The sequence below is a fragment of the Dyella kyungheensis genome, assembly GCF_049913195.1.
GTDB lineage: Bacteria > Pseudomonadota > Gammaproteobacteria > Xanthomonadales > Rhodanobacteraceae > Dyella > Dyella kyungheensis.
Genome location: NZ_CP183983.1, coordinates 2,575,374 through 2,599,915, shown reverse-complemented (window position 1 = coordinate 2,599,915; position 24,542 = coordinate 2,575,374). Strand labels below are relative to the sequence as shown.

The 24,542-nt window shown below is 65.3% G+C and carries 28 protein-coding genes; 13 read left to right on the top strand and 15 right to left on the bottom strand.

Annotated features, from left to right (window positions below; translation table 11 throughout):
- Positions 1-7: 7 nt before the first annotated feature.
- The 5 genes from ACN9MB_RS11485 to ACN9MB_RS11465 all read right to left on the bottom strand — a co-directional run bounded on the left by ACN9MB_RS11485 (position 8) and on the right by ACN9MB_RS11465 (position 5,121).
- Positions 8-730 (bottom strand): SDR family oxidoreductase, encoded by a 723-nt coding sequence (locus tag ACN9MB_RS11485; RefSeq protein WP_426268920.1) that lies wholly within the window; start codon positions 728-730, stop codon positions 8-10.
- Between the two features lie 31 nt (positions 731-761).
- Positions 762-1,358, bottom strand: coding sequence for a TetR/AcrR family transcriptional regulator (locus ACN9MB_RS11480; protein WP_426268919.1), 597 nt, complete (start codon positions 1,356-1,358; stop codon positions 762-764).
- Between the two features lie 110 nt (positions 1,359-1,468).
- On the bottom strand, positions 1,469-3,415 hold the full coding sequence (locus ACN9MB_RS11475; protein WP_426268918.1) for an FTR1 family protein: 1,947 nt from the start codon (positions 3,413-3,415) through the stop codon (positions 1,469-1,471).
- A gap of 27 nt (positions 3,416-3,442) precedes the next feature.
- The gene (locus ACN9MB_RS11470) at positions 3,443-3,862 is read right to left on the bottom strand and encodes a group III truncated hemoglobin (protein WP_204636510.1); all 420 of its coding nucleotides are present in this window, start codon (positions 3,860-3,862) and stop codon (positions 3,443-3,445) included.
- A 23-nt stretch (positions 3,863-3,885) separates the two neighbouring features.
- Entirely contained in the window at positions 3,886-5,121 is a 1,236-nt protein-coding gene (locus tag ACN9MB_RS11465; protein WP_426268917.1) for an NnrS family protein, read from the bottom strand.
- 192 nt (positions 5,122-5,313) lie between these two features.
- Here ACN9MB_RS11465 and ACN9MB_RS11460 point away from each other — a divergent pair, with 192 nt between their 5' ends.
- Positions 5,314-6,048 carry a DUF4440 domain-containing protein gene (locus ACN9MB_RS11460; protein WP_426268915.1) on the top strand — a complete coding sequence of 245 codons (735 nt, stop codon included), beginning with the start codon at positions 5,314-5,316 and terminating at the stop codon, positions 6,046-6,048.
- Between the two features lie 6 nt (positions 6,049-6,054).
- Here ACN9MB_RS11460 and ACN9MB_RS11455 read toward each other — a convergent pair whose 3' ends face one another.
- A complete protein-coding gene (locus ACN9MB_RS11455) occupies positions 6,055-7,101 on the bottom strand; it encodes a DNA topoisomerase IB (RefSeq protein WP_426268914.1) in 1,047 nt (348 codons plus the stop codon).
- A 117-nt stretch (positions 7,102-7,218) separates the two neighbouring features.
- On the opposite strand from ACN9MB_RS11455, the gene ACN9MB_RS11450 reads away from it, so the two are divergent.
- Both ACN9MB_RS11450 and ACN9MB_RS11445 read left to right on the top strand, forming a co-directional pair.
- Positions 7,219-7,806: a hypothetical protein gene (locus ACN9MB_RS11450; protein WP_426268913.1), complete on the top strand. Its 588-nt coding sequence runs from the start codon at positions 7,219-7,221 to the stop codon at positions 7,804-7,806.
- Between the two features lie 64 nt (positions 7,807-7,870).
- A complete protein-coding gene (locus ACN9MB_RS11445) occupies positions 7,871-8,098 on the top strand; it encodes a hypothetical protein (protein WP_204636515.1) in 228 nt (75 codons plus the stop codon).
- Positions 8,099-8,102: 4 nt separating this feature from the next.
- Here the strand turns inward: ACN9MB_RS11445 and ACN9MB_RS11440 are convergent, their stop codons facing one another.
- From ACN9MB_RS11440 to ACN9MB_RS11420, 5 genes are all read right to left on the bottom strand, one after another.
- The gene (locus tag ACN9MB_RS11440) at positions 8,103-10,247 is read right to left on the bottom strand and encodes a glycogen debranching N-terminal domain-containing protein (protein WP_426268912.1); all 2,145 of its coding nucleotides are present in this window, start codon (positions 10,245-10,247) and stop codon (positions 8,103-8,105) included.
- A 25-nt stretch (positions 10,248-10,272) separates the two neighbouring features.
- Positions 10,273-11,331 carry a glycosyltransferase family 4 protein gene (locus tag ACN9MB_RS11435; protein ID WP_204636516.1) on the bottom strand — a complete coding sequence of 353 codons (1,059 nt, stop codon included), beginning with the start codon at positions 11,329-11,331 and terminating at the stop codon, positions 10,273-10,275.
- Positions 11,332-11,628: 297 nt separating this feature from the next.
- Entirely contained in the window at positions 11,629-12,384 is a 756-nt protein-coding gene (locus ACN9MB_RS11430) for a response regulator transcription factor (RefSeq protein WP_204636517.1), read from the bottom strand.
- Positions 12,385-12,509: 125 nt separating this feature from the next.
- Positions 12,510-13,028: a hypothetical protein gene (locus tag ACN9MB_RS11425; protein ID WP_426268911.1), complete on the bottom strand. Its 519-nt coding sequence runs from the start codon at positions 13,026-13,028 to the stop codon at positions 12,510-12,512.
- Between the two features lie 85 nt (positions 13,029-13,113).
- Positions 13,114-13,452 carry a glycine zipper 2TM domain-containing protein gene (locus ACN9MB_RS11420; protein WP_204636519.1) on the bottom strand — a complete coding sequence of 113 codons (339 nt, stop codon included), beginning with the start codon at positions 13,450-13,452 and terminating at the stop codon, positions 13,114-13,116.
- A gap of 227 nt (positions 13,453-13,679) precedes the next feature.
- On the opposite strand from ACN9MB_RS11420, the gene ACN9MB_RS11415 reads away from it, so the two are divergent.
- Complete coding sequence (locus ACN9MB_RS11415; protein ID WP_204636520.1) at positions 13,680-13,901, top strand: hypothetical protein; 222 nt, start codon at positions 13,680-13,682, stop codon at positions 13,899-13,901.
- A gap of 147 nt (positions 13,902-14,048) precedes the next feature.
- On the opposite strand, the gene ACN9MB_RS11410 is transcribed toward ACN9MB_RS11415, so the two are convergent.
- Complete coding sequence (locus ACN9MB_RS11410; protein WP_204636521.1) at positions 14,049-14,495, bottom strand: ferritin-like domain-containing protein; 447 nt, start codon at positions 14,493-14,495, stop codon at positions 14,049-14,051.
- A gap of 210 nt (positions 14,496-14,705) precedes the next feature.
- Between ACN9MB_RS11410 and ACN9MB_RS11405 the strand changes: the two genes are divergently transcribed.
- The gene (locus tag ACN9MB_RS11405; RefSeq protein ID WP_426268910.1) at positions 14,706-14,936 is read left to right on the top strand and encodes a hypothetical protein; all 231 of its coding nucleotides are present in this window, start codon (positions 14,706-14,708) and stop codon (positions 14,934-14,936) included.
- A gap of 5 nt (positions 14,937-14,941) precedes the next feature.
- Here the strand turns inward: ACN9MB_RS11405 and ACN9MB_RS11400 are convergent, their stop codons facing one another.
- A complete protein-coding gene (locus ACN9MB_RS11400; protein ID WP_204636523.1) occupies positions 14,942-15,313 on the bottom strand; it encodes a response regulator transcription factor in 372 nt (123 codons plus the stop codon).
- Positions 15,314-15,473: 160 nt separating this feature from the next.
- Between ACN9MB_RS11400 and ACN9MB_RS11395 the strand changes: the two genes are divergently transcribed.
- The 7 genes from ACN9MB_RS11395 to ACN9MB_RS11365 all read left to right on the top strand — a co-directional run bounded on the left by ACN9MB_RS11395 (position 15,474) and on the right by ACN9MB_RS11365 (position 21,268).
- Positions 15,474-16,331 (top strand): STAS domain-containing protein, encoded by an 858-nt coding sequence (locus ACN9MB_RS11395; RefSeq protein WP_426268909.1) that lies wholly within the window; start codon positions 15,474-15,476, stop codon positions 16,329-16,331.
- Positions 16,332-16,334: 3 nt separating this feature from the next.
- A complete protein-coding gene (locus tag ACN9MB_RS11390) occupies positions 16,335-16,697 on the top strand; it encodes an STAS domain-containing protein (protein WP_204636525.1) in 363 nt (120 codons plus the stop codon).
- A 5-nt stretch (positions 16,698-16,702) separates the two neighbouring features.
- Entirely contained in the window at positions 16,703-17,098 is a 396-nt protein-coding gene (locus ACN9MB_RS11385; protein WP_204636526.1) for an anti-sigma regulatory factor, read from the top strand.
- Positions 17,089-18,105, top strand: a complete 1,017-nt coding sequence (locus ACN9MB_RS11380) for an ATP-binding protein (RefSeq protein WP_426268908.1) — start codon at positions 17,089-17,091, stop codon at positions 18,103-18,105. The genes ACN9MB_RS11385 and ACN9MB_RS11380 overlap by 10 nt, the downstream gene beginning before the upstream one ends.
- Positions 18,098-18,973, top strand: coding sequence for a sensor histidine kinase (locus tag ACN9MB_RS11375; protein ID WP_204636528.1), 876 nt, complete (start codon positions 18,098-18,100; stop codon positions 18,971-18,973). The genes ACN9MB_RS11380 and ACN9MB_RS11375 overlap by 8 nt, the downstream gene beginning before the upstream one ends.
- Positions 18,960-20,897 (top strand): response regulator, encoded by a 1,938-nt coding sequence (locus ACN9MB_RS11370; protein WP_426268907.1) that lies wholly within the window; start codon positions 18,960-18,962, stop codon positions 20,895-20,897. The genes ACN9MB_RS11375 and ACN9MB_RS11370 overlap by 14 nt, the downstream gene beginning before the upstream one ends.
- 188 nt (positions 20,898-21,085) lie before the next feature.
- Positions 21,086-21,268, top strand: coding sequence for a CsbD family protein (locus ACN9MB_RS11365; protein WP_204636530.1), 183 nt, complete (start codon positions 21,086-21,088; stop codon positions 21,266-21,268).
- A gap of 65 nt (positions 21,269-21,333) precedes the next feature.
- Here the strand turns inward: ACN9MB_RS11365 and ACN9MB_RS11360 are convergent, their stop codons facing one another.
- Both ACN9MB_RS11360 and ACN9MB_RS11355 read right to left on the bottom strand, forming a co-directional pair.
- Positions 21,334-22,029 (bottom strand): hypothetical protein, encoded by a 696-nt coding sequence (locus tag ACN9MB_RS11360; RefSeq protein WP_204636531.1) that lies wholly within the window; start codon positions 22,027-22,029, stop codon positions 21,334-21,336.
- Between the two features lie 92 nt (positions 22,030-22,121).
- Positions 22,122-22,403, bottom strand: coding sequence for a hypothetical protein (locus tag ACN9MB_RS11355; protein ID WP_204636532.1), 282 nt, complete (start codon positions 22,401-22,403; stop codon positions 22,122-22,124).
- A 255-nt stretch (positions 22,404-22,658) separates the two neighbouring features.
- Here ACN9MB_RS11355 and ACN9MB_RS11350 point away from each other — a divergent pair, with 255 nt between their 5' ends.
- Positions 22,659-24,500, top strand: coding sequence for a CHASE3 domain-containing protein (locus tag ACN9MB_RS11350; RefSeq protein WP_426268906.1), 1,842 nt, complete (start codon positions 22,659-22,661; stop codon positions 24,498-24,500).
- Positions 24,501-24,542: the final 42 nt, after the last annotated feature.

Sequence of the window (24,542 nt, the reverse complement as noted above, 5' to 3'; positions counted from 1 at the left end):
GGTGCCGTCAGGCGGCAACGCGACCGATCGATGCGCCGCCGTCGACATAGATGGTCTGCCCGGTGATGTAGCTGGCGCCATCGGACAGCAGGAACTCCACCGTCGCCGCCAGTTCGTCCGGCTTGCCAAGGCGCTTCATGGGGACCACGGCGAGGAAGCGTTGCTCGGCCTCGCTGCCTTCGGGCGTGTTCGCGCGGAACAGATCCGTTTCCGTCGGACCCGGTGCCACCGCATTCACCGTGATGCCGCTTTCGGCGAGTTCCAGCCCCCAGGTGCGGGTGAAACTGTTCACCGCAGCCTTGGCGGCGGCATAGGACGTACGCTGCGCGTAACCCAGCGCGACCAGGCTGGTGATGTTTACCACGCGCCCCCAACCCTTCGCGCGCATCTGCGGCAGCAACGCCTGCACGGTCTGGACGGTGGGTACGAGGTTGATGCGAAGCACGTCGTCGAGGTCGTCGAGGTCCACTTCGCCAATCGGCGCCACGCGTACATAGCCGACGTTGTTGACCACGCCGTCGAAGGAGTATTGCTCGACCAGCGCTTTCAGCGCCTTGTCGGTGGCCTCGCGGTCGCCGAGATCGACCGAGACCAAAGTCCCAGGGAAATCCGGCTCGTCGACGTTTCGCGCCAGGCCCACGACGTGGTGTCCTGCCTTGGCGAGACGATGGGAAATGGCGCGGCCGATACCTTTGGTGGCGCCGGTGACGAGAAAAGTGCGGGATGACATGAGGGGGCTCCAGCGATTGGGCGGGATTTCTTCAGCGGTGTTTCGAGATGCCGGCAGCTTTCAGCGCCGTAGCCACGGCAGCGGTCATGCTGGCGCGATCGGCATTGATGCGAGCCATCACGCGAAGGCCGAGCAGGACAGCCAATAGATGCGCGGAGGCGTCCGCGGCGGAAACGGCTGACGGCACCTCGCCAGTGCGACGGCCAGCCAACAGGCAGCGACGGAAAAAGGCGCGGATGGCGTCGATTTCGGTTGCAATGGCGGCGCGCAGCTCAGGCGCGTCGGGCGTTGCTTCCAGCGCCGAGTTCACCAGAAAACAGCCGCGCTGTTGCCTATCGGATAGCGAACGTTCGATGACTTCGTTGAAGAACGCGGCGATAGCCTCGCTGGGTGCCAATGCTTGTTCCAGGCGATCGATGCGCTCCCGCAGCGTTGCGTCCAGGTAATGCTGCAAGGCCCGCTGGAACAATGCCTGCTTGTCGCCGAACGCGTTGTACAGGCTGGTCACCGTCAAGCCGGTGCGCTGCGCCAGGTCGCGCGTGGAGGTGGCCTCGTAGCCACGCGTCCAGAAAGCCTCGGCAACGGCTTGGAGGGTTTTCTGTTCGTCGAATTCGCGTGGCCGTGCCATGGCGCATCTCGTTTTGTAGCGGTCGGAACAATATTATGTATCGACCGTTACAGAATTCAAGTGCCATCGAACGTGAGGCGGTGGAACGCCCCGTCCGCGGGTCGGGAGGGTCAGGCGGCCTTGGCTCGCCAGCGGTTGTACGTGAAGCCGATGGCCAGCATCAGCGCCACCGCCAACTGCGCCAGCAGCGACTGCCAGGTGGGATAGATGCCCAGCAGGTCGATGGACGGCACCGGCGCCACGGTCACCGCCGTCCATCCCGCTTCCTGCAGTGCCGCCACGCCCTTGCCGGTAAGCACGATCGCCAGCAGCGCGATCACCAGCGAGCTGATCGAGAAGAACAGGCCCAGCGGCAGGCGCTGGCTGGTTCGCAGCAGTACCCAGGCGATGAAACCGAGGATGATGGCGCCCACCACGATGCCTGCTAGCAACCACTGTCCCTGGCCCTCGTTCCACAACGCGGTGTAGAACAGGATGGTCTCGAACACCTCGCGATAGACCGAGATGAAGGTGAGGCCGAACACGAACCATGCCGAGCGCCGGTCCAGCGCCGTGGCCATCTTCGCTTTCAGGTAGGACTGCCAGCGGCCGCCGATGCTCTTCTGGTGCATCCACAACCCGACCGCCAGCAGCACGGCGGCGGCAAACAGCGAGGAAAGCCCTTCGGTCAGTTCGCGACTGGCGCCGCTGATCGAGATGGCGTAACTGGCCACCGCCCAGGTGGCCGCGCCCGCCAGCAGCGCCAGCAACCAGCCGGCATGCACATAGCGCGTGGCGTCGTGCCGATCCGCCTTGCGCAGGAAGGCCAGCAGCGCCACCACGACCAACAGCGCTTCCAGGCCTTCGCGTACCAGGATGGTGAGCGCGCCGACGAACGTGGTCATCGGATTCGCTGCGCTTGCCGTCAGCAGCGCCTGCGCCTGGGCGAGCAGCGCATCCACTTCGTGCGCCTGGGTGGGCACCGCATTGTTTGTTGCGGGCTGCGACAGCGACGTGCGATAGGCTCCCATGGCGGTTTCGATGCGGGCGCGCAGTGCCGCGTCGCGCGCATCGAGCCGGGCTTCCACCGGTTCGACGCCGTCGAGATAGGCCGAGAGCGCCAGCTCCCGCGCCTCTTCCGGCTTGCCTCTGCGATAAGCCTCCACGCTGTCGGCGACACGCGTGCGCGCCAGCGAAAGGCCGGTCAGCGCTTCGTGCACCGCCTCGGGATGCGCGCGCAGATAGCCCACGACAAGGCGTGCCTGGGCCGTCCCGATCACCTCGGCGAGACCGGCGACGCGTGCACGCGCCAATTCACTGGGCGAGGCGATGGCGCCACGGGCGCGTTGATCGGTGCGCCAGGCCTGCTCGCCGTTTGCCATCGCGTCGGGATAGGCGAGGGTGCCGACGTAAAAGGCGAGCGACCAGCGATCGTCGGTGGAAAGCGTCTGCGCATAACTCGCCATGGGCGTGCCGGCAACGCCCTGGCTGATGACTTCGTAGAGCGACAGCGCGCTGCGCTGGTCGGCACGCGAGGCATCGGTGAAGTCGATCGGCCGCGGCGACAACTGAAGTCCCGCGGGGCCATCGCCATGACCAGTGGTGCCGTGGCAGACGGCACACTGCATCTGGTACACGGCGGCACCGCGGGCAAGATTCGGCGCGTCGGTGGGCGCGGTGGGAATCGGATAGGCCTGCAGCAGCGTATCGGTCAGCGCATGCGCCTGGCGCGCGACGTCGGACGCCGGTGCCTTGGCGTCGATCAACTGGATCAACCGGTCAGCCTGTTCGCGCAGCACCGGCGTGGCCGCGGCAGGCGGCAGCGCCGCCACGCGATCGCGCGCATGGCGGGCGAATTCGCGCATCTCGTCGTATTCCGACGCGCTTGTCACCTCGCCATTTTTCACTGCGCCCGCATAGTCCGCGGCGAGGTAATCGAGCATCTGCCAGGTCTTTGGCACGCTGGCCGCGGGATCGTCGGCGTCCGTCTGCGCATGGGCCGGCAGCGAGGCCAGGCTCAGCAGGAGGATCAGCAGCGGGAGTGCGCGCCAGGCTTCACAAATGCGATTGATTCTCATCTGTGAAGTGTACTCCCATCATTGCCCTCACGACACGATGTGCAGCGGACCGAGCACGCGCGACGGGTGTTCCAGCGACAGCCGTCCCAGGCCCATCCCCAGGCTGAGCCCTTGCGCCACCCGCTCGGCGGTACCGATGAAGAGTTCGGCCACGGGCGCGTCGAAGACTTCGCGGGTGGTTTCCCGCCACAGCGCCAGCCAGCGATGAAACAGGCTCGGCGGGAACGCAGGTAACGCACGGTGCACGCCCATCGGGTTGCCTTTGTATCGGCCCGAGCGCAACACCAGCGAGGACCAGAAATCGCGCAACAACACCTTGTGCGTCGTCCAGTCATGGATGGCCGTGTCGAACACTGGACCCAGCTCCGCGTCCGCGCGCACTTTGTCGTAGAAGCGGTCGACCAGGGTGGCGATGCCGATTTCGTTTGCAGCGGGGAAAAGTGCCATGCGATGAACTCTTCAGCGGAGCGTCAACCCGGCGCGCCGTCACGACGGGGGGTGAGATAGATCCATAGCGAGCGCGCGATCCATGGGGCCAGCGAGAGCAGCCACAACGCTGCCGCCGCGATATACCAGGGCCAGGGCTGCGAGAGGTATTCAGCGGCAACGCGAACCAGGGCAACCCCTTGGATACCCATAAAGGCGAACCAGGGAACCGGACCCATGGCCAGCGGACGACCCGAATGGCCATGCGTCACGCGTGTCACCATCGCCACCAGCATGGAGCTGAAGAAGCCGATGGTCAGCGCATGCAGTGGCGCCAGCGCGCGCGAATTCGTGTGCGTGATGTAGCTGTGGATGCTGTCCACGGTGTACAGCAGGAACGACAGCGGCAGCCATGCCAGCGCCACGTACAACACCAGCAGCAAGCCGGGGCGTTTCGCCTTCCAGGGTTGCCAGGCCAGCCATTGCCACAACAGCAGCGCCGTCATCGGCGTGTCCACCAGCCATCGCCAGTTCGCCGCATCGAACAGGTCAAAACCCAGATGGGCAAGGCTCAGCATCCATACCGCCAGCAGCGATCCGATCGGCCGCACCACGCGGTAGTTGGCGATGACGTTGCCGGAAAAGAACGGCACCATCCGGTGCGCCACGGTGAAATACATCGGCAACAGCAGGCCGAAGGTGGCGATCTTGTTGGCTGCCGGTACCCACAGGAGCGATGCACCGAGGCTCGCGCACAACACCATGCCCAGTCCGATTGCCCCGAGCGCCAGCGCGCACCACGCCGACCTGGCCCAGACGTCGCGGTAACCATGGCGGTGCAGGCGATGCCCCAGTGTTCCCAATGCAATGAGCCAACCAAGCAACATGCCACTCAGACCGACGGGCAGCGCCTGTGGCCAACCACTTGCCGCCGCCAGCACGAGCGCGCCGCCGCCGAGCATCAAGCCGAAGACGGCGGCATAGACATGGCGAGGCACGGCTTCCACGTTCATCCAACGAGGAAAGACGGTGAGCAGGAAGCCCATCACGAACGGCACGAGGGTGGCGTATTGCATCAGTACGCCGTGGGTCCATCCCACCGGGAGCGCTTGCGCCGCGAGCGGTCCACCGCGCCATGCGGCGATCAACACCCATAACCACCAGGCCATGCCGGCGGACAACAGGATCGCGCCGACGGAAAACATGGCGCGATGCGGCGCGGCCAGCAGGATCGGCACGGTGGACGAGGAAGGCGCTGCGGCGGGAGAGGTGGGTGGCATGACGGGCGTTCCGCGTTGCGCTCCATGCGGCTGGGCTGCGCCGATTCTGGGCGTGTCCGCTGCCGCGGTCGATGACCGCATTGCCGCACGCGCGGCAAACCGCCGCGGTGCGCCGGACCGGCTGTGACTTCAAGCACGGGTGCGCGATGGCCATGCGGCGCATGCTTCGCGGCATGGCCGGGAGGGGTGTTCATGTTGCGTCGATCGATCGTGCTGGGACTGTTTGCCGCAGCGGCTGTGTTGCCGCTTCATGCCGACGAGGCGCCGGCCGCGTTGCGGGACGAGCTGGTGCAGACCACGCAGAAACTGATGGACGCCTTGCCCACGGGCGACAAGGCGATCTGGGAAAAATCGGTCACCGACGATGCGGTGATGATCGACGAGTTTGGCCGCGTGGCGAGCAAGGCCGAAACCATTGAAAGCCTGCGCGCGTTTCCGCCCGGCATCACCGGCAACATGGAAATGCGCGACCCGCATGCCTGGCTGCATGGCGACAGTGCCTTGCTGAGCGTGGAGCAGTACGAAACCGAATCCTACTTCGGACAGAAGTTCGTCGTGCGCTACCGCGCGCTGCTTACCTTCGTAAAGCAGGCCGGCGAATGGAAGGTGGCGGGTTTCGAGGACGTGACCATTCCCACGGCGCCGCCGAAGATCGATGTGCCGGGCCTGGTATTGAGCGACTACGCCGGCACCTATCGCTACACGCCGGAGCGCGCCTGGACGGTATCGGTGGATCACGGCGTGCTCGGCTATGTCACCAAGGCGGGCGGCAAGCTCAATACCCTGCAACCGGTGGCGAAAGACGTGTTCATGGGCAGCGACGACGAGCGCAACCTGCTGGTATTCCAGCGCGATGCGCATGGCAGGATCACGGCGCTGATCGAACGGCGCAAGTTCAACGACCTGCGTCTGAACAGGGAAGGTTGAGCGCGTTCACGCACCCCGCGGGCGATGTTTCAGGAAGCGCAGCGTGGCTTGTTCCAGCTTGCGCGAGTGTTGCACGCAGGCGGCGGGCACCAGCCGGTGCAGCTCGCCGCTGCTCCAGCCAGTGAAAGCCTTGGGGTGGATGTACGAGGTTCGGCAGACCTTTGGCGTATTGCGCAGTAGCGTGGCCACCTCGCGCACCACCGTGTTGATCGCTTCCTGCTGGCTGCGTTCTCCCCCGTCCTCGGGCAGCGGCGTGGCGGCGAGCAGGCCTACCGCCTGCACGGTGCCGGCCCAGGTGCGGAAATCCTTGGCGGTGAAATCGCCCTGGGAGGCGTCGCGTAGATAATCGTTGACCATGCCCGAGTCGACGGCATGGCGCTTGCCGTCTTCATCGAGATATTGAAACAGCCGCTGTCCCGGCAGTTGCTGCACGCGCCGCAACAGGCGGACAAGCCGCTTGTTGCTGAGGTTCACCTCGCTCTGCTGGCCGCTCTTGGCGCGAAAACTCAGTTGCAGGCTGCCCGCCTGCGTGCGCAGGTGGCGCGAGCGCAAGGTGGTCAGTCCGTAGCTGCCGTTGTCGGTGGTGTAGGCCTCGTTGCCCACGCGGATCAGCGTTTCGTCGAGCAGGCGCACGACCAGGGCCAGGACTTTTTCCTTCGGCCATCCGGGCAGGGTGAGGTCGTTGCGCACGCGTCGGCGGATGCGCGGCAGTGCGGCGCCGAATTCCGCCATGTGCGAAAACTTTCCGCCATCACGCACGCGTCGCCAGCGTGGGTGGTAGCGATACTGCTTGCGCCCCTTGGCGTCGCGGCCGGTAGCCTGCAGATGACCGCGCGGGTTGGCGCAGATCCATACATCCGCATAGGCGGGCGGTATCGCCAGCAGGCGGATGCGCTCGATCACGGCATTGCGGATCACGCGCTTGCCGCGCGCATCCAGGTACACGAAGCCCTTGCCGCGCCGCCGCCGTCGCAGGCCGGGCTCGTCGTCGCTGACGTAGACCAGCCCTTCGGCCGCGGCGTCGCGTTCCGGTCCGGTCTTGGCGTGGCTCACGGCTGATCTCCGCTCATGCCGCGAGGCTTCCACGGCGCGTGTGAATCGCTTGATTGCCTTTTGTGACCGCCGCATGGGGAGTGCTGTGCGACCATAAGCGGCATGGATGAGTTCGTCATGCCCAGGTCGCTCAGCAAGGGGCGTACCTTCGTCTACATGCTGCCGTGGCGCGAGCAGGACCTGTTGAAAGTGGGCTACTCGCGCCAACCGCTGGTGCGCATGCGCACCTTGCATCGACGCTTCTTCGACGTGTTCGACCTGGAGCGCGGCCTGCTGCTGGAAACCGAGCGGCTGGCGCAGGCGCGCCAGATCGAACGGGACATCATCGTCCGCCATGCCACGCAACGTTCGCCCGCGCCGCTGACGGTGCCGGACGAGGCGGCCGGCTACAGCGAATGGTTTCGGGGCATTTGCCCGGAGGTGACGGCGCTGCTGCACGACGCGGCGGGGCGGGAAGGGTTTGCGTTGCACAGCCTGCGCGACTGGCTTCGCCAGTGGTTCGGCAGCCAGGGCGATGGCCTTTACGAGTGGTCGCTGCGCATGCTCGAGGCCATCGAGTACGAGGCCTTCAACGTCCCGCCGGAGTGGCAGCGCGGGGAGGCGGCACGCTCGCTGCGTTACGTGATGGATGCATGCGAAGCGGTGGGGCTGCCGCTTGCCGACCTGTTTCCCGACGGTGCGCTGGCATGGCGCCATGGCCTCTAGCGGACCACGCCGAACTCGCAAAAATCCCACACCGCCGTGATGAATTCCGGCCTACGCTTCGCGCATGAACCGTACCCGTCTACGCCTCGAACGCAGCCTCGGCGAACTCGACATCGAGGTGTCCTCGTTGCTCCAGTCGCACCCCTCGGCCACGGAATTCTGGCCCCGCTTCGCCGAGCTGGCGGACGAACTGATGCAGCGCAGCGACCCCACCGACCAGGACTGGCTGACCGCACGCATCGGTGCCATGTTGAGCACGCACGGCGTGCAGGGCAGCTATCCGCTGTTCTGAAAACTCACTGCTCGACCTGGATGCGCACATCGTTGGCGCCGCGTTCGCGGAAGGTCACCACGCGCCCGCCGATGCGTTCGAAGCCGACGTCCAGTTGCGCGCCGCCCACCTCGAGGCCGTGCACGATCAACCGGTCGATGCCCTGCGGCAGCCGTGGGCGACGGACGTGCACGATGCCGCGGCGCCCATCGATATCCACGCCCAGGCAGGCCTGCATCAGCATGAACATCGATCCGGCCGCCCAGGCCTGCGGCATGCACGCCACCGGATAGGCCACCGGCGGTTCGCTCGCCCGCCGCGGGAAGCCGCAGAACAATTCCGGCAGGCGCATGCCGAAGTGCGTGGCCGCCTCGAAGGTTTCGCCGACCAGGCGCACCACGTCGGCGCGCTCGCCGTATTGCGCCATGCCGGCGGCGCCCATGGCCACGTCATGCGGCCAGACCGAGCCATCGTGATAGGACATGGGGTTGTAGCGCGCCTGTGCGTTCGCCAGCGTGCGTATGCCCCAGCCGCCGTCGAATGCGGCGGACGACAGTTGGCGGATGACCTGTTGCGCGCGTTTCTTGCGCGGCAGCCCCGTATACAGAAGATGCCCCACGTTGGAGGCGCGCACGCGGCACAACGAGTCGTCGCCATCGCGGGCGATCGCATAGTTCGCCAGGTTCTCGTCCCAGAAGTACTCCTCCACCGCATGCCGCATGGTGCTGGCGCGCGTTCGCCAGTGCGAGGCGCGCTCGCTGTCGCCGCGATGCTCGGCGAGCTTGGCCATGCCGCGCAGCGCGGCATACACATAGCCCTGCACTTCGACCAGGGCGATCGGTCCCTGCGGAATGCGGCCGTCCGCATGAAAGACCGAATCGTTGCTGTCCTTCCAGCCCTGGTTCACCAGGCCGCCCTCGGCGCCGCGTGCGTAGGCGAGGAAGCCGTGGGCGTGCGCGTCGCAGGTGGTTTCGATCCAGCCCATCGCGGCCTTGAACGATGGCCACAGCGTGTCGATGAAGGCGTAGTCGGCGGTGCGTTGCGCATAGGCGCCGGCCAGCATCACGAACAGCGGCGTGCTGTCGACGCCGCCGTAATAGAGTCCGAACGGTACCTCGCCCAGGGAGGCCATTTCGCCCGAGCGCGTCTCGTGCATGATCTTGCCGGGTGCCGAATCGCGGAAGGCCGAGGTTTCCGTCGCCTGCCGGCTGGAGAGATAGCCCAGCACGCCGCGCGCGAGGCTGGGATCGACCCATAGCGTCTGCAGCGCGGTAATCAGGCCGTCGCGTCCAAACGGGGTGGAAAACCAGGGGATGCCGGCGTAGGGATAGGGGCCGGTGGGCAGGTCGGCCACCAGCAGCGCGATATCCGCGCGCGAGCGGTCCAGCCAGTTGTTGAACAGGCGCGAGTTGCTCTTGAGGCTGGCCCCGCGATGGCGGCGTTGGCGCATGGTGGCGCGGGCCGCGGCGGCGGCGCGGCGGTAACGTTCGCGCGAAGGCCGGATGTGTTCGTCGCCCACTTCGATGTACAGCGAGCTGCTGCCCAGGCGTGGAATATCCAGCTCGAAATCGGCGCGTTGCGCGGCCACATGGCTCGGCGTCTCGGAGAAGGAGATCACCGTGCGGCGCATGACCTCGTCGAGCCCGCGATAGCCCAGCTGTACATGATCGCCTTCGATCTTGGCGGGCAGCGCCTCGCCACGCCGTTCGCGGTCCATGCCGCGCACTTCGAAGATGTCGCGAAAGTCGGCGTGGAAGCGCAGCCGCACCAGCACGGTGAGATCGCTGTCGTCGAAGTTGTGCAGATGGATCTGCTCGAACAGGCGGTTGTCCCACAGCAGCCGCCTGCGCTGCACATGGATCACGCCCGCAGGCGCGGCCTTGCCGCCGGTGGGCGGCAAGGGTTCGTTGGTGAGGTCGGCGGTGAACAACACATTGTCGTGGCTCACCGTGCCGCTCAGCAGGGAAGGGCGTGCCTCGCCCAGTTCGAGAATCCAATGCGAGAGTACGCGCGTGTCGTTGCGAAACATGCCCTCGGCGCCGCCCAGCATGTCGCCGCGCGCATCGCTGACGGCGAAACTGTGCGCCGCCTTGAGCGCGAACATGGCCCGCGTTTCGCCGATGGTGAGGTTTTCGGTAATTTCGTTGGGTGCAAACGCATCATTGTTCATCCGCTCGTCTCATTCCCTGCTGCTTTCATGTTCCCACTGCGCGCAGATCGGCCGGCGGCATCATCACCTGCCGATAAACGGTCTCATAGGCGGCCGCCATGACGTCGGCCGTGAAGCGTCGCTCGAAGACGCTGCGGATGCTCTTGCGGTTGAGGCGGGGAAGGCGCATCACGGCGTCGACGGCTTCGTCCTCGCTGTTTACTATGAAGCCAGTCAAGCCGTCGTCGACGACGCTCGGTACCGAGCCGCAATTCCATGCGATGACGGGTGTGCCGCAGGCCATCGCCTCGATCATCACCAGGCCGAACGGCTCGGGCCAGTCGATTGGGAACAGCAGCGCGCGCGCGTTGCCGAGGAAGGCCTCCTTGTTCGCATCGCTGATCTCGCCCACGAACTGCACCAGCGGATCGTCGAGCAGGGGAGCGATATGTTCGTGGAAATAGGCCTGGTCGACGGCATCCACCTTGGCGGCGATGCGCAGCGGAATGCCCGCGCGTCGCGCGATGGCGATGGCCCGGTCAGGACGTTTTTCCGGCGAGATGCGACCGAGGAAGGCGAGATAGCCGTCGCCCGAGTGCGGATGCGCGCGATACAGGTCGGCCGGGATGCCGTGCGGCACGGTGGCGATCCACGAGGCATGCGGCAGCGGCGCGCGTTGCTGCCGGGAAATCGAGACCAGCGGATATTGAGGCCAGCGCGCGTAAGCGTCGGCCAGGTCGGTCAGGTCCAGTCGCCCGTGCAGGGTGGTGATGGTATGCGAGGCCACGGCTTCGAAGGCGGGCAGGTGCAGCAGGTCGATGTGGAAATGCAGCACGTCGAAGCGTTCGAGCTGGCGCTTCACCTCGTACAGCTGGGTCAAGTGCGCCGCGAGATCGGATTTGAGCGGTGAAGGATCCAGGCGTATCGACTGCGCGCGCGTGGCGCACAGGCGCGCATGCGTTTGCGCGTCGGCGCTGGCAAACAGCGTCACTTCATGGCCGCGTTTGACCAGTGCATCGGTGAGATAGGCCACGATGCGTTCGGTGCCGCCGTAAAGCTTGGGCGGAACGGCTTCGTACAGGGGAGAAATTTGAGCGATACGCACGGCCACCTCGATTCGGTCCGGATGCCGCCGGGATGGCGGCATCGTGGAAACAGTGCGTCCTTGCGGTCTTGCCCGGCGATCGAACTGACTGTCGGAGCATCAGGCTGCGCGTTCAGTCGGTGGCGGCGGTTGCGCGGCGCAAGCACGGGGCTCGCGAGGGGCGGTTGTTGCATCCGTTCCCGGCACTTTGCGTTGTCCCAGGTGGAGCCCGCGTGGAAACCATGTGTGGCGGCATCGTGGTGCACGAAAAACGGCCGCCGGATTCCGGCGGCCGTCGAGAACAGCGTTTCCCGTGTATCAGGCGGTGGCGAGAGTCGAGCCGGACGCCTTCGGTGTGGCGGGTTTGCTGGCGGGCGAGAGATCCGCAAGTCGGTAGCCGGCGGTGGGCAAGGTATGCATCAACGGCTTCTCGAACGGCTTGTCGATCGCGCGACGCAGGATGTACAGATGCGAACGCAAGGTATCCGAATCGGGCAGCGATTCACCCCACACTTCGCGCTCCAGCCGCGAGCGGCTGACCACCCGCGGCGATTCGCGCATCAGGATGGCGAGCAGGCGCAGGCCGATCGGCGACAAGGTGAGTTCCTGTTCGGCGCGGCTCACGCTGAGCGTGCCCGTATCGAAGGTCAGGTCGCCCACGGTGAGGATCTCGCGCGAGACCTGGCGGCGCTCGCGCCGGATCAGGGTGCGCAGGCGGGCTTCGAGTTCGCGCAGGTCGAACGGCTTGCACAGGTAATCGTCCGCACCCGTGTCCAGGCCCGCCACCTTGTCGTCCAGGGTGTTGCGGCCGGTGAGCATCAGGATCGGCGCGCTCACCTTGTGCTCGCCGCGCAGGCGGCGGCAAACCTCGAGGCCGTCCATGCCCGGCAGCATGCCGTCGAGCACGATGGCATCGTAGTCGTTGGAGGAGGCGAGGTGCAGACCGGTAATGCCGTCATAGGCATAGTCGACGGTATAGCCCTGGCTTTCGAGATATTCGCCCGTGGCCTGTGCGTTCTGACGATTGTCTTCCACGAGTATGACGAAACCGGATCGACGTTTCTTGGCGTGCATGATGTTGGCCCCACTGTGCTGTATGCGGTCAATGCCGGGATCAGATCGTTCCCATCGTGAGCCACATGTGAAAACCTCGTTGCCGCTGCTGACCGGAGTCAGCTGGCGTCAAAACGAGCACGGTTTCAGTGCACTCGTGCCTCGGAGGCGGTGGAAATATCGTCGGCATTGTTGCGTTTGAAGACGTCCTTGGCCACGTCTTTCTGCTGGCCGCTCTCGGTGTGCACGGAGATCAGGATGTTGCCTTCGCGGATCTTCGCGTCGTAGCGTTTGGCTTCGAATTCCGGCATGCCCATGCCGACCAGGCCACCGACCACGCCGCCCGTGGCCGTGCCCACGGCGGCGCCGCCCAACGCGGCCATGATCGGGCCTGCCGCGATGAACGGACCGACGCCGGGAATCGCCAGCGCGCCGATGCCGGCCAGCCAGCCCAGCGCCGCGCCCACACCCATGCCGGCGATCCCGCCCGCGGTTGCGCCTTCCGGCGCCTTGGTGCTGTGCTCGTGGGCAAAGTCCTTGGTGCCGCGACGATCCGGCAGCAAGGCCGAGATATCGTTGTTGGTGAAGCCTGCCTGCTTGAGTTCGAGCAGGATCACTTCGGCTTGCTCGGGCGTACGGGCCATGCAGTAGACGGACGTATTCATGCAGCAGCTCTCCTTGGAGTGGATCGACGTCTGGTGATTCGCGGCGGCGCCATCCAGGGCCTCGCTTGATTCACTTCCGTAAAAGTCAGTACTGCTCCTGATGGCAGCGGCGCTCGGTGGCATAGGTGGCGTTCTTGTCCTGGTGCGATTTCTGCACCTGGTTGCCGACCACGCCGCCCGCGACCGCGCCACCCACCGTGGCAAGCGTCTTGCCCTTGCCGCCGCCGACCTGGTTGCCCAGCACGCCGCCCGCCACGGCGCCAATCGCCGTGCCGGCCACGCGATGCGTATCGCTGGAGTTGATTTGCTTCACCGGGACGTCTTCGCAGACGGTGCGGGTCTGCGGTTGCGACGTCTGCGCGAAAGCCGCGCTCGAGCAGATGGCCAGGACCATGGCGAAGGAAGTGATGGCGCGCGTTTTCATGGCAGAGTTCTCCGTTGTGTCGCCTGCAAGAGCTAACGCCCCCGGGAGTGAGTGGCTGGTCAAATTCGAAGGCGCGAGTCAGCTGCGGTTGCCGACATCGCGGTGACGTGTAGACGGGGATGAACGCTGGCGATACCGCTGCCGTGAACGCGCTTGTTCACGCATCGCGTGCACGCAGTTCAGCGACGGGCCGCGACGATGCGTTCGCGTCGAGCAGGAGTCGCAGCATGATCATCGAGACATTCAGTACGTACGTGGTGCAGGGCGAAGTGCCTGCGCCGACACCGGATCCGGTCAAGCCGCCGGCAACGCCGAATCCGACGGAGCCACCCGTGCAACCCGAGCCTCCGCCGCCGACGCCGCAGCGTCCGCCGCTGACCGATCCCGAACCGCCGCCGGTGCCGATCAAGGACCCGGTGCCGCCGCCGGACCAGCAGCCGCATATGTGATGACTATGGTTGGCAAGTTCTGTGGGAGCGCACTTGTGCGCGACAAGCGGGCGGAGCGGTGCATGGTGAGGCTGCTGTCGCGCACAAGTGCGATCCCACAGAGGGTAAGGGTGCCATCGGGACCGGCGGTCCCGATGGCCGTTGCGGTTACTGCATCGAATGCTTGATCGCACTCATCTGGTCGTGGCCCTGGCGGACCGATGCATACGCCTGCTGGATCGCCTCACGCGCCGAGAGCGACAGCTTGTCGTCCTTGAGCGCATCGTCGTACTTCGCCTTGATGTGATCCTCGCCGCGCTCGACTTCGTCGACTACTGCTTTGTCGCCATGGCTCATCGAGCTGCGCAAGCCGGTGAACACGCGATGGGCCGAGGCGAGCACGGTGCCGTCGTCGGCAGGATCGCCGCCTTCGCGACGCACGGCTTCGCGCAGGCGCGCGGCGATCTGGCGGCGTTCGGCGGCGCGGGTCAGGAAGAGGTCGCGGAACTGGGGATTTTCGGCGTCCTTGGCGGCTTCGGCGTAACCGTCCACGCTGTCGATGGTGGTTTCGATGAGACCGTTCAGTACCTTGATTTCGTGATCGTGCTGACTCATGGGGGTAACCTCGTCGTTGGTGTGTAACGACGATGGCGGTCGGTTCGTGAGCACCTTGCCGCTCGCATGTGAAATATCCGCGGCGGCACGCGGATTCGACCCGGACATTTGGCTGGCGTTGGGACAATCGCCTGCACGGCGACCGTGCATCACGCTCAGCCGACACGATTGCGACGCGGCGTATCACATCATCCCGCTACAACTCGCCCCATGACCAAGAATCGCGAGAACCTCGACAGCGATCTCGAACGACTGCAGGGCTACGCGCGCGCGCTGGCGCGCAAGTATCCCGAGGCGCAGTCGTTCTGGCAGGAATTTTCAGGGCTGGCGGAAGAAGTGTTGCGCGACGCCGCGCACGAGGACCACGAATGGGTGCTTCATCGCATTCGCCGGATGGTGGCCGAGGTGGGCATGGGCGGTCCGCCGCCGCTGTTCTCGTGATGGCGTCAGGCTACGGCCTTGGCGGTGGCCTGGATGGCGGCCAGCAGCGTGCGCCGGTCATACGGCTTGTTGAGATAGTGGCCGCCCGAGGCCAGCCAGGCCGGATCGGGCATGGCCTCACCGGAGGTCAGCAGGATGCGCAAGTCGGGGTTGGCTTGTCGCGCCAGGCGGGCGAGTTCCGCGCCACCAATGCCCGGCAGGTTGACGTCGGCAAAGAGCACGTCGGGCTGGCGTTGTGCCAGCCACTCGTGGGCCAGTTCGCCGGTGGCCATGGCGAACACCTGATGGCCCTCCGATTCCAATAGCACGCTGGCAATGGTGCGGATGCCGTCGTCGTCTTCGACGAGAAGAATGGTCAGAACGTGATCGGAGCTCATGGATGCGTGGCTTGGGCGACATACGGCCGCAACAGCCCTGTCTAAACACGAATGCGTCAAGGCCATGTCAAATTCCCGCTATGCCTGAAGTTTTCTTCGCTGGCTATTCCAAAGCGTGGCGCCTTCCCGGAAGATGAAACGATTTCCACGGGAGGCACCCATGTCGATTCTCAAGCAAGCGACCATCGACGCGATCAAGCAAAACGAGTCGGCTCTGCTGACCGCTTGGATAGCGGGCCTGGAGCAGGAAGGGTCGCTGTCGGACAACCGCATCACGCGCGACGAAGTGAGCGCGCAGGCCAAGGACTTCCTTCGCCTGTTGGTGGCCGCTTCGGCAGTCGGCGATGCGGCCGATTTGTCCCGGGGCGAATGGGCGGAGTCGCGGCAGTTCCTGGAGTTGCTCTCGCGCAGTCGTGCCCAGCGCGGATTGGATTCGCAGCATACGGCGCGTTTCATCTTCTCGCTGAAGAGGCCGTTGTTCGATCAGCTGCAGGCCACCTATGCGGGCGACCCGAAGGCGTTGTCGAACGAGGTCTGGGCCGTCTCCGAACTGCTCGACCTGCTGGGCATGCATACCATCCGCGCGTTCCAGAAATCGCGCGAAGAGGTGATCATGCGCCAGCAGGAGGAATTGCTGGAGCTGTCAACGCCGGTGGTCAAGCTGTGGGATGGCGTGCTGGCGTTGCCGATGATCGGCACGCTGGACTCCCAGCGCACCCAGGTGGTGATGGAATCGCTGTTGCAGCGCATCGTCGAGACCGGCTCGGACATTGCCATCATCGACATTACCGGCGTCCCCACCGTCGATACGCTGGTGGCGCAACACCTGCTGAAGACCGTGACGGCCATTCGCCTGATGGGCGCGGACTGCATCATCAGCGGCATCCGTCCGCAGATCGCGCAGACCATCGTACATCTGGGCCTGGACCTCGGCGGCATCGTCACCAAGGCCAACCTGGCGGATGCGTTGGCACTGGCGCTCAAGCGCTCCGGGCTGACCGTGACGCGAGCCGAGTGACCCATGGATCGCATTCCCATTCTACGCATGGGCGACTTTCTGCTCGTCACCATCCAGGTCGATATGCATGACCAGCTGGCGATGACACTGCAGGACGATCTTTCCACCAGGATCAACGAGACCTCGGCCAAAGGCGTGCTGATCGATATCTCGGCGCTGGATATCGTCGACTCGTTCATCGGCCGCATGATCGGCATGATCTCGGGACTGTCGCGCATCATGGACGCGGAGACCGTGGTGGTCGGCATGCAGCCCGCGGTGGCCATTACCCTGGTCGAGCTGGGGCTCACGCTGCAAGGCGTCAGTACGGCATTGAATGTCGAACGCGGCATGCAGCTCCTGCGCGAGCGTGTACAGAATCAATGAGCAGCATGCGCAGCGGAACGTTTGCCCTTCGATCCGAGCAGGATGTCGTGCTCGGTCGCCAGGCCGTGCGAAAACTGGCGCTGGAATGCGGCTTGCGCCTGGTGGACCAGACCAAGCTGGTCACAGCGGTCAGTGAGCTGGCACGAAACGCCGTGATCTACGGCGGTGGCGGCGACATGGACTGGGCCATCGTGGAGGAGGGCGCACGCAAGGGCGTGCAGCTGGTTTTTCGCGACAACGGCCCGGGCATCCCCGATATCAAGCAGGCCATGACGGACGGCTGGACCTCCGGCAACGGCCTCGGCCTGGGGCTGGCGGGCGCCAAGCGATTGGTCGACCAGTTCGATATCCAGAGCGCGCCCGGGCAGGGTACGCGCGTCACCATCACCAAATGGAACTGACGCTGGCTGGTTCGCCGGCGCTCAGCATCACCCTCGACGAGGTCACGCAAGTGGGCCAGGCCCGCCGCTGGGCCCAGCAGCTCGCTACGGACACGGGTTTCGAAGCCTCGGACAGCGGCCGCGTGGCGCTGGTGGCCACCGAACTGGCCACCAACGTCATCAAGCATGGCCAGGGCGGCATCCTTCACCTGCGGGAGATTCCAGGACGCAGCGTGCGCGGGGTCGAGATTGTTGCGGTCGACCGCGGACCGGGATTTCATCTCGCCGCCTGTCTGCCGGACGGGTTCTCGACCGGCGGCACGCAAGGCATCGGCCTGGGCGCGGTGGTTCGGCAATCGCAGCTGATGGACGTCTATTCGGATCAACGCGGCTCGGTGGTGCTGGCACGACTGTTCCCGCGCCAGCAGGCCGACGAGGATATCCGCTTCGGCGTGAGCCAGACCGCGCTGCATGGCGAACACTTCTGCGGCGACAGCTGGGCGCTGGCCGTCAAGGACACGGTCTGGACCATGATGATGGTGGATGGGCTGGGTCATGGCGAGGCGGCATCGGTGGCTGCGGCTGCGGCCGTGAAGGCCTTTGCCGACCATCCGCAGGCGGAACCGGCCGTGATGATGGACGAGATGCACCGCTCGATGATGGGCACGCGCGGCGGCGCCGCGGCGGTCGCCCGGGTGGACACCGCGCAGGGCTCGTTGCGCTTCGCCGGCATCGGTAACATCTCGGCCTGCGTGGTCAGCGCCGAGGTCACGCGAGGCCTGGCCTCTCATCCGGGCATCGTGGGCGCACAATTCAGGCATGCCCAGACCTTCGATTTCGGCGATATCATCGGCAAGCTGCTGATCATGCATTCCGATGGGCTGCAGTCCCGCTGGCGCATGGCGGACTATCCGGGGCTGCTGCATCGTCATCCGGCGGTCATCGCGGCGGTGCTGCATCGCGACTTCAACCGAAATCGCGACGATGCCACCGTGATGGTCGTCGCCCTGGAGCGCACGCATGTCTGAATCCAACGAGCCCGGGTCCACCCTGCAGGACGAGCTGGCACGCCTGCGCGGCGAGGCCCAGGCGCTGCGTGCCGAACTGGACGAAACCAATCAGGGCGTGGTGGCGCTCTATGCGGAGCTGGACAAGCAGGCCGAGCAGCTGCGCGAGGCCTCGGAGCTGAAGAGCCGCTTCCTTTCCTACATGAGCCATGAATTCCGCACGCCACTGGGCTCCGTGCTGAGCATCGCGCGGCTGCTGACCGATGAAATGGATGGGCCGCTTACGCCTGAGCAGCATCGCCAGGTCAACTACATTTCGGTGGCGGCGCGCGAGCTGAGCGAGATGGTGGACGATCTGCTCGACCTGGCCAAGATCGAGGCCGGCCGCATCACCATTTCGCCGGCCTGGTTCGACATGATGGATTTGTTCGCCGCCTTGCGCGGCACCTTCCGTCCGATCACCGAGATGACCGAGGCCGACCTGATCTTCGAAGATCCCGAAGGCATGCCCAAGCTGTATACCGATGATCGCAAGCTCTCGCAGATCCTGCGCAACTACATCTCCAATGCGCTGAAGTTCACCCCGCGCGGCACCGTGAAGGTATCGGCGCACCTGCAGGACGACGGCACCGTATGCTTTGCCGTGCGCGATACCGGCATCGGCATTCCGGCCGATCTGCGGCAGGACCTGTTCAAGGATTTCAGCCAGCTGGACTCGCCCCTGCAGAAACGCCTGCGCGGTACCGGCCTGGGGCTGGCGCTGTGCAAGCGCTATGCGGAATTGCTGGGCGGCCACGTCGGCATGGACAGTACGCCGGGCGAAGGCTCGGTGTTCTTCGTGGTTCTCCCGCTCAAGCTTCCGGAGGGCGCCATCGATGCCACGCCATAGTCCGCTGCTGATCGTCGACGACAACGCGGCGACCCGTTATTCGATACGACGCGTGCTGGAGCGCCACGGCTATCCGGTGATCGAGGCGGGCACCGGCTCGGAAGGCTTGATGTTGTTGCAGCAGCATGCGTTCGCCGCCCTGGTGCTCGACGTGAACCTGCCCGACATGAGCGGTTTCGACATCGTGCGCCAGCTGCGCAGCCAGCCCGGTACGCGCCTGCTGCCGGTGATCCATGTCTCGGCCGCGTCGATCGAGACCGGCGATCTGATCACCGGACTGGATGCGGGCGCCGATGCCTATCTCATCCATCCGGTGGACCCGGACGTGCTGTTGGCGACGCTGCGCACCCTGCTGCGCGTGCGCAGCGCGGAAGATGCCTTGCTGGAAAGCGAGGCGCGCTTCCGTGAAATCTTCACCAGCGCCATCGCGCCCATCGCCGTGATGGACTCGGGCTTCGTCATCCATGAGGCGAACGACGCGTTCGTGCGCCTGCTCGATGGCGCGGTCGACCCGGGCAAGCTGCCGGCCGCATTCGAGCCGGGGCAGGACGACACGCTGGATCAGTTGCGCGGCCATCTGGCGGAGCGCAAGCGCTGGCGCGGCACCTTTTCCATGCGGCTGCGCGAGGTGGTGCGCCGGATCGAGTGGCGCATCGCGCCGTATCGGGCTCCGGACCTCGGCCTGGTCTTCGTCGAGGACGTCACCGAGCAGTGGCGGCGCGAGCAACGCCACGTGGCGGCGCTGGAATCGGTCAATACCCAGCTTGCGCTGGAAATCGCCGAGCGCGAACGCACCGAGTCGCAACTGCACCAGGCGCTGAAGATGGATGCGCTGGGCAAGCTCACCGGCGGCATCGCGCACGACTTCAACAACCTGCTCACCACCATCATCACCGGCATCGACCTGATGAGCCGCCACGTGGCCGAAGGGCGCGTGGAAGGGGTGCAACGTTTCGCCGACATGGCGCTCGGTTCGGCGCGCCGCGCGGTGTCGCTCACGCATCGCCTGCTGGCCTTTGCGCGGCAACAGCCGCTCGACCCCAAGCCGGTCGACATCAATCAGCTGGTGCGTTCGCTTGGCGACTTGCTGCACCGGACCATCGGCGAGCACATCGAATTGCGCTTCGACCTGATGGACGGCACCGGCGTCGCCAAGGTCGATGCGAACCAGCTGGAAAACGCCATCATCAACCTGGTCATCAACGCACGCGATGCAATGCCCAGCGGTGGCGAGATTCGCGTGCTGACCGCCGCCACGACGCTGCACGGCGACAAGGAACTGCCTGACGGCGACTACGTGCAGGTCGCCGTGATCGACAACGGCACGGGCATCGAGCCCGAAGTGCTCGAGCGCGTGTTCGAACCGTTCTTTTCGACCAAGCCGATCGGCAAGGGCACGGGCCTGGGCCTGTCGATGATCTACGGCTTCTCGCGGCAATCGGGCGGACGCGCGGCCATCTGCAGCCAGCAGGGCGTGGGCACGGAAGTGCGGCTCACCCTGCCACGCGGACAATTGCAGGTGGAAGAAGAGGCCGACGTCGACATCGACTGGGCACAGGGGCAGGGCGAAAGCATTCTTATCGTCGAGGACAACACCTCGTTGCGCGCACTGGCGCGGGAGTTGCTCTCCGACGCGGGCTATCAATGCACCGAGGCCGAGGACGTGGATGCGGCGTTGCGCGTCCTGCGCGGCGACAGCGCCATCCACCTGCTGCTGACCGATGTGGGCCTGCCGGGCATGAACGGCAGGCAGCTGGCGGAAGCGGCACGTGCGTGGCGACCGGCGCTGCCGATCCTGTTCATGACCGGCTATGCCGAGAGCGCCTTGACCAACAACGAACTGCTCGACGAAGGCATGGACATCCTTATCAAGCCCTTTGAGATCGAGCAGCTGCTCAGCAAGGTGCGCGGCATGCTCGCTTGAGCATGCCGCCGACTCGCCAATGAATGCGCACGCGCTGCGCATGCTCCTTTGGCATTGTCCTAACAACTTGGCTGCGCCGCTGAATAAGCGCGCGCGACAACAGCGTGCTTTCTTTTAATTTCACAGGGCGGGCACTGCGCGATTCCTAAAACTGATCCCGTCGCAATGTGGCGGCTCAGGAGAATGCTATGGATAAGAATCGCGTTGAAGGCACCAAGCACGAAGTCAAGGGCGCCATCAAGGAAGGCGTAGGCAAGGTCACCAACAATCCAGTGAAGGAAGCGGCCGGCAATATCGAAAAGAACGCCGGCAAGGTGCAGAAGGAGATCGGCAAGGAGCACGATCGTCAGCGTGACGCCGACAAGCACTAAACCGTAAGACTCCTCAGGGAGAGCGGCGCTCGGCAGGGCGCCGCTTCCCTGTCCGGGCCGGGTGCTCAGCCGGGACTGATTTCCCGCAGCACGTCGGCGCAGCGCACGCTTTCGCCGGCAATGCGCTGAAGCACCGAGCGCAGGCGTTCGTCGTCGCGGCCGCAAGGCGAATCCAGCGCGAGATCCGTCAGCAGCACGATATTGCTGAGGATGTTGTTGGCGCGATGCACCGAAGCCATGGCGGCCTGCTGGCTGTCGCCCGCATTGATCTCCGCTCCCAGCATCTGCCAGCACAGCAGCGGCCATATCAGCATGCTGAGTTCGGCCAACAAGCCCAGCGTTTCGTTGACATCGGCGTCGTGCATGAAATAGACGCCGAGTGAACCGAATTTCATCGGACCCTGTTGCAAGGGCACCATGGCGCCGCCGGTGATGCCGCGGTTGCCCAGCCAGGTGTCGCTTCCCAAAGTGCTCGCTTCCAGCGCGAACGGCGCCGTCGCGGCCAGCGCGCGTTCAAACGCGCTGCCACCCAGCGGGTGCGGATCGCGTGGCAGCGTCTGCAGCGATTGACCGTAGAACGAGGAGACCGAGCCGTGCGTGCCGGCGCCATTGATGCGCACCACCAGGCATGCCTCGGCACCTACTTGTTGGCCAATGGTGGCCAGCAGCCATTGCATGGCTTCGGTGGCCGAGGGGCGGCCGAAAGCTTCGCCCATCCAGCCTGGAATGGCGTTGCTGAAGCTCGACGGCGAAACATTCATGGCTTGCCTGCAGTCACCCATAGTGGTGACGGAGATGAAGTCCGGTGCGCTGGCGCACTCGTTTGACGGCGTATCCAAACGATAGGCTCAGCTCACCAGCGAAGGCGGGCACGAGCACGCGCGGCTCGCTCGCCCAAGTGTACGCCCGCCCATGCCACGCCAAACGCCGCCGGCCAAAGCGCAAGGCGTAGCGGTGGCGGAGCCAGTGCGCTGCTGGCCAGCAACACGCAGGCCAGCACCAGCAGCAAGTCCGCGCCCAGGCGTCGGCGCCGGCAATCGGCCACTTTACGAAGATAGATCGCCATGGCCTCGTCGAAGGCGGGCCGCTCGTCGAGCGAGGTGGTGCTTCGTTCCCGCGTGGCCATCAAACGCATTCAGCTTCCCCCAGCCGGCGCCACCGTGGCGCATGAAGGCATGGTAGCGGCAGCGGAGGTGATGACCGTATCAAGAAATCGTATGCAGGAAATTCAGGCGCGGGCACGGCAAAAAGGCGGGATTGACAGCGTCGGCGGACTGTTGAAAATCAGCCAAACCGCGTTACGAAAAAGTGAGGCTGCCGCTGAAAAGCGCGCCGCTCACCCACGTCGTGCGGCCGGACGATGGTGCAATCAGGGGGTTGGATGGAATCGGTGGGTCTTCGCTCGCGCATGAGGCGAGGCATCGTCGGCGGCTTCATGCTGCTCGGCGTCGCCTGCGTGTTGATCGTGTTCGCCGTGGCGTCGAGTTTTCGCGCCGAACATTGGGTGCAGCATTCACTGGAGCTGCAACAGAGCACATGGGAGCTGTTCAGTCTGGTGCAGGATGCCGAGACCGGCCAGCGCGGCTATCTGCTCACCGGTGATCGCTCCTACCTCACGCCGTTCCTGGAAGCCAAGACGCAGCTTCCCGTGCGTGAAGGCAAGCTGCGCAGCATGGTGACGCTCAGTCCCGAGCGGGCCGGACAACAGGCGCAGTTGTTCGAGCTCATTGCCGCGAAGATGGACGAACTTGGCCGCACCGTGCAGTTGCGCGACAACGGACAGGTCGATGCAGCGCAGGAGCTGGTCGAGGGCGATGCGGGCCGGCAGCTGATGGTGCAGATCCGCAGCGTCGTGATGGGCATGGACCAGGGCGAGCAGGACATGCTGCGCCGGCGTAGTGCGTCGATGGATACGCAGCGCTTGCTGCTGATGATCGCCATCGTGCTCGCCATCGGCCTGGCCGCTGCGCTTGCCTATATGGTGATACGCGAAGGACAGCAGCATGCCGGCGCGCTGGCCCGTTCGGTGCAGGCGCTGGAGCACGAAATCGAGCAGCGCGAAGACGTCGAGGCCCAGCTGCGCCAGGCGCAGAAAATGGAGGCGATCGGCCAGTTGACCGGCGGCGTCGCGCACGACTTCAACAATATGCTCGCCATCATCATCGGCAACCTGGAGTTGCTGCTGAGACGGCTTCCGGGCGACGATCCGCGCGTGCAGGGCCCGGCCAACAACGCCTTGAACGGCGCCATGATGGCGGCCGAACTCACCAAGCAACTGCTGGCCTTCGCACGCCAGCAGGCACTGCAACCCAAACCCACCGACATCAACCGCTGCATTCGCGACATGTCGGCCTTGCTGCGCCGCTCGCTGGGCGAAAACATCAAGATCGAGACGATCCAGACGGGCGGCCTGTGGCCCGCTTTCGTGGATCGCGCCCAGCTGGAAAGCGCCATCGTCAACCTGGCGGTGAACAGTCGCGATGCCATGGGTGGCGCCGGCAAGCTGACCATTGAAACCGCCAACACGGTGCTCGATCGCTCCTATGCGCAGCAGCACCTGGAAGTCACCGCGGGCCAGTACGTGATGGTGGCCGTCACCGACACCGGCGGCGGCATGTCGGCCGAGGTGATGCAGAAGGCCTTCGATCCGTTCTTCACCACCAAGGAGCTGGGCAAGGGTACCGGCCTGGGACTCAGCCAGGTGCATGGCTTCGTCAAGCAATCGCACGGACACATCAAGATCTACAGCGAACTCGGCGTCGGCACCACGGTGAAGCTCTATCTGCCGCGCGATTTCTCCGAGGCGCTGGACGAAGGCGTCGACATCCACGGCGAGGAGGCGATCCACGCGCATCGCAAGGTGCTGGTGGTGGAGGACGACCAGGACGTTCGCCTGTTCGTGGTCAATGCACTGCGTGAGATCGGCTACGAGGCCTTGGAGGCGGCGGGTGCGGAAGCCGCCCTGCGCGAACTGGAAGCGCATCCCGATGTGAGCGTGCTGCTGACCGACGTGGTGATGCCCGGCATGAACGGGCGCCAGTTGGCCACGCGTGCCAAGGAGCTTTATCCGGAACTCATCGTGGTCTACATGACCGGCTATACCCGCAATGCCATCGTCCACAACGGCATCCTCGACGCCGGCGTGCGTCTGATCAGCAAGCCGTTCACCATGGTGGAGCTGGGTCGCGAGATGCTGGCCGCGATCAACGAGGGCGCCGCCGAACGCGGCTAGCTGAAACGAAACCGGCGACTCTCCGGCGATTTCACGCATGGC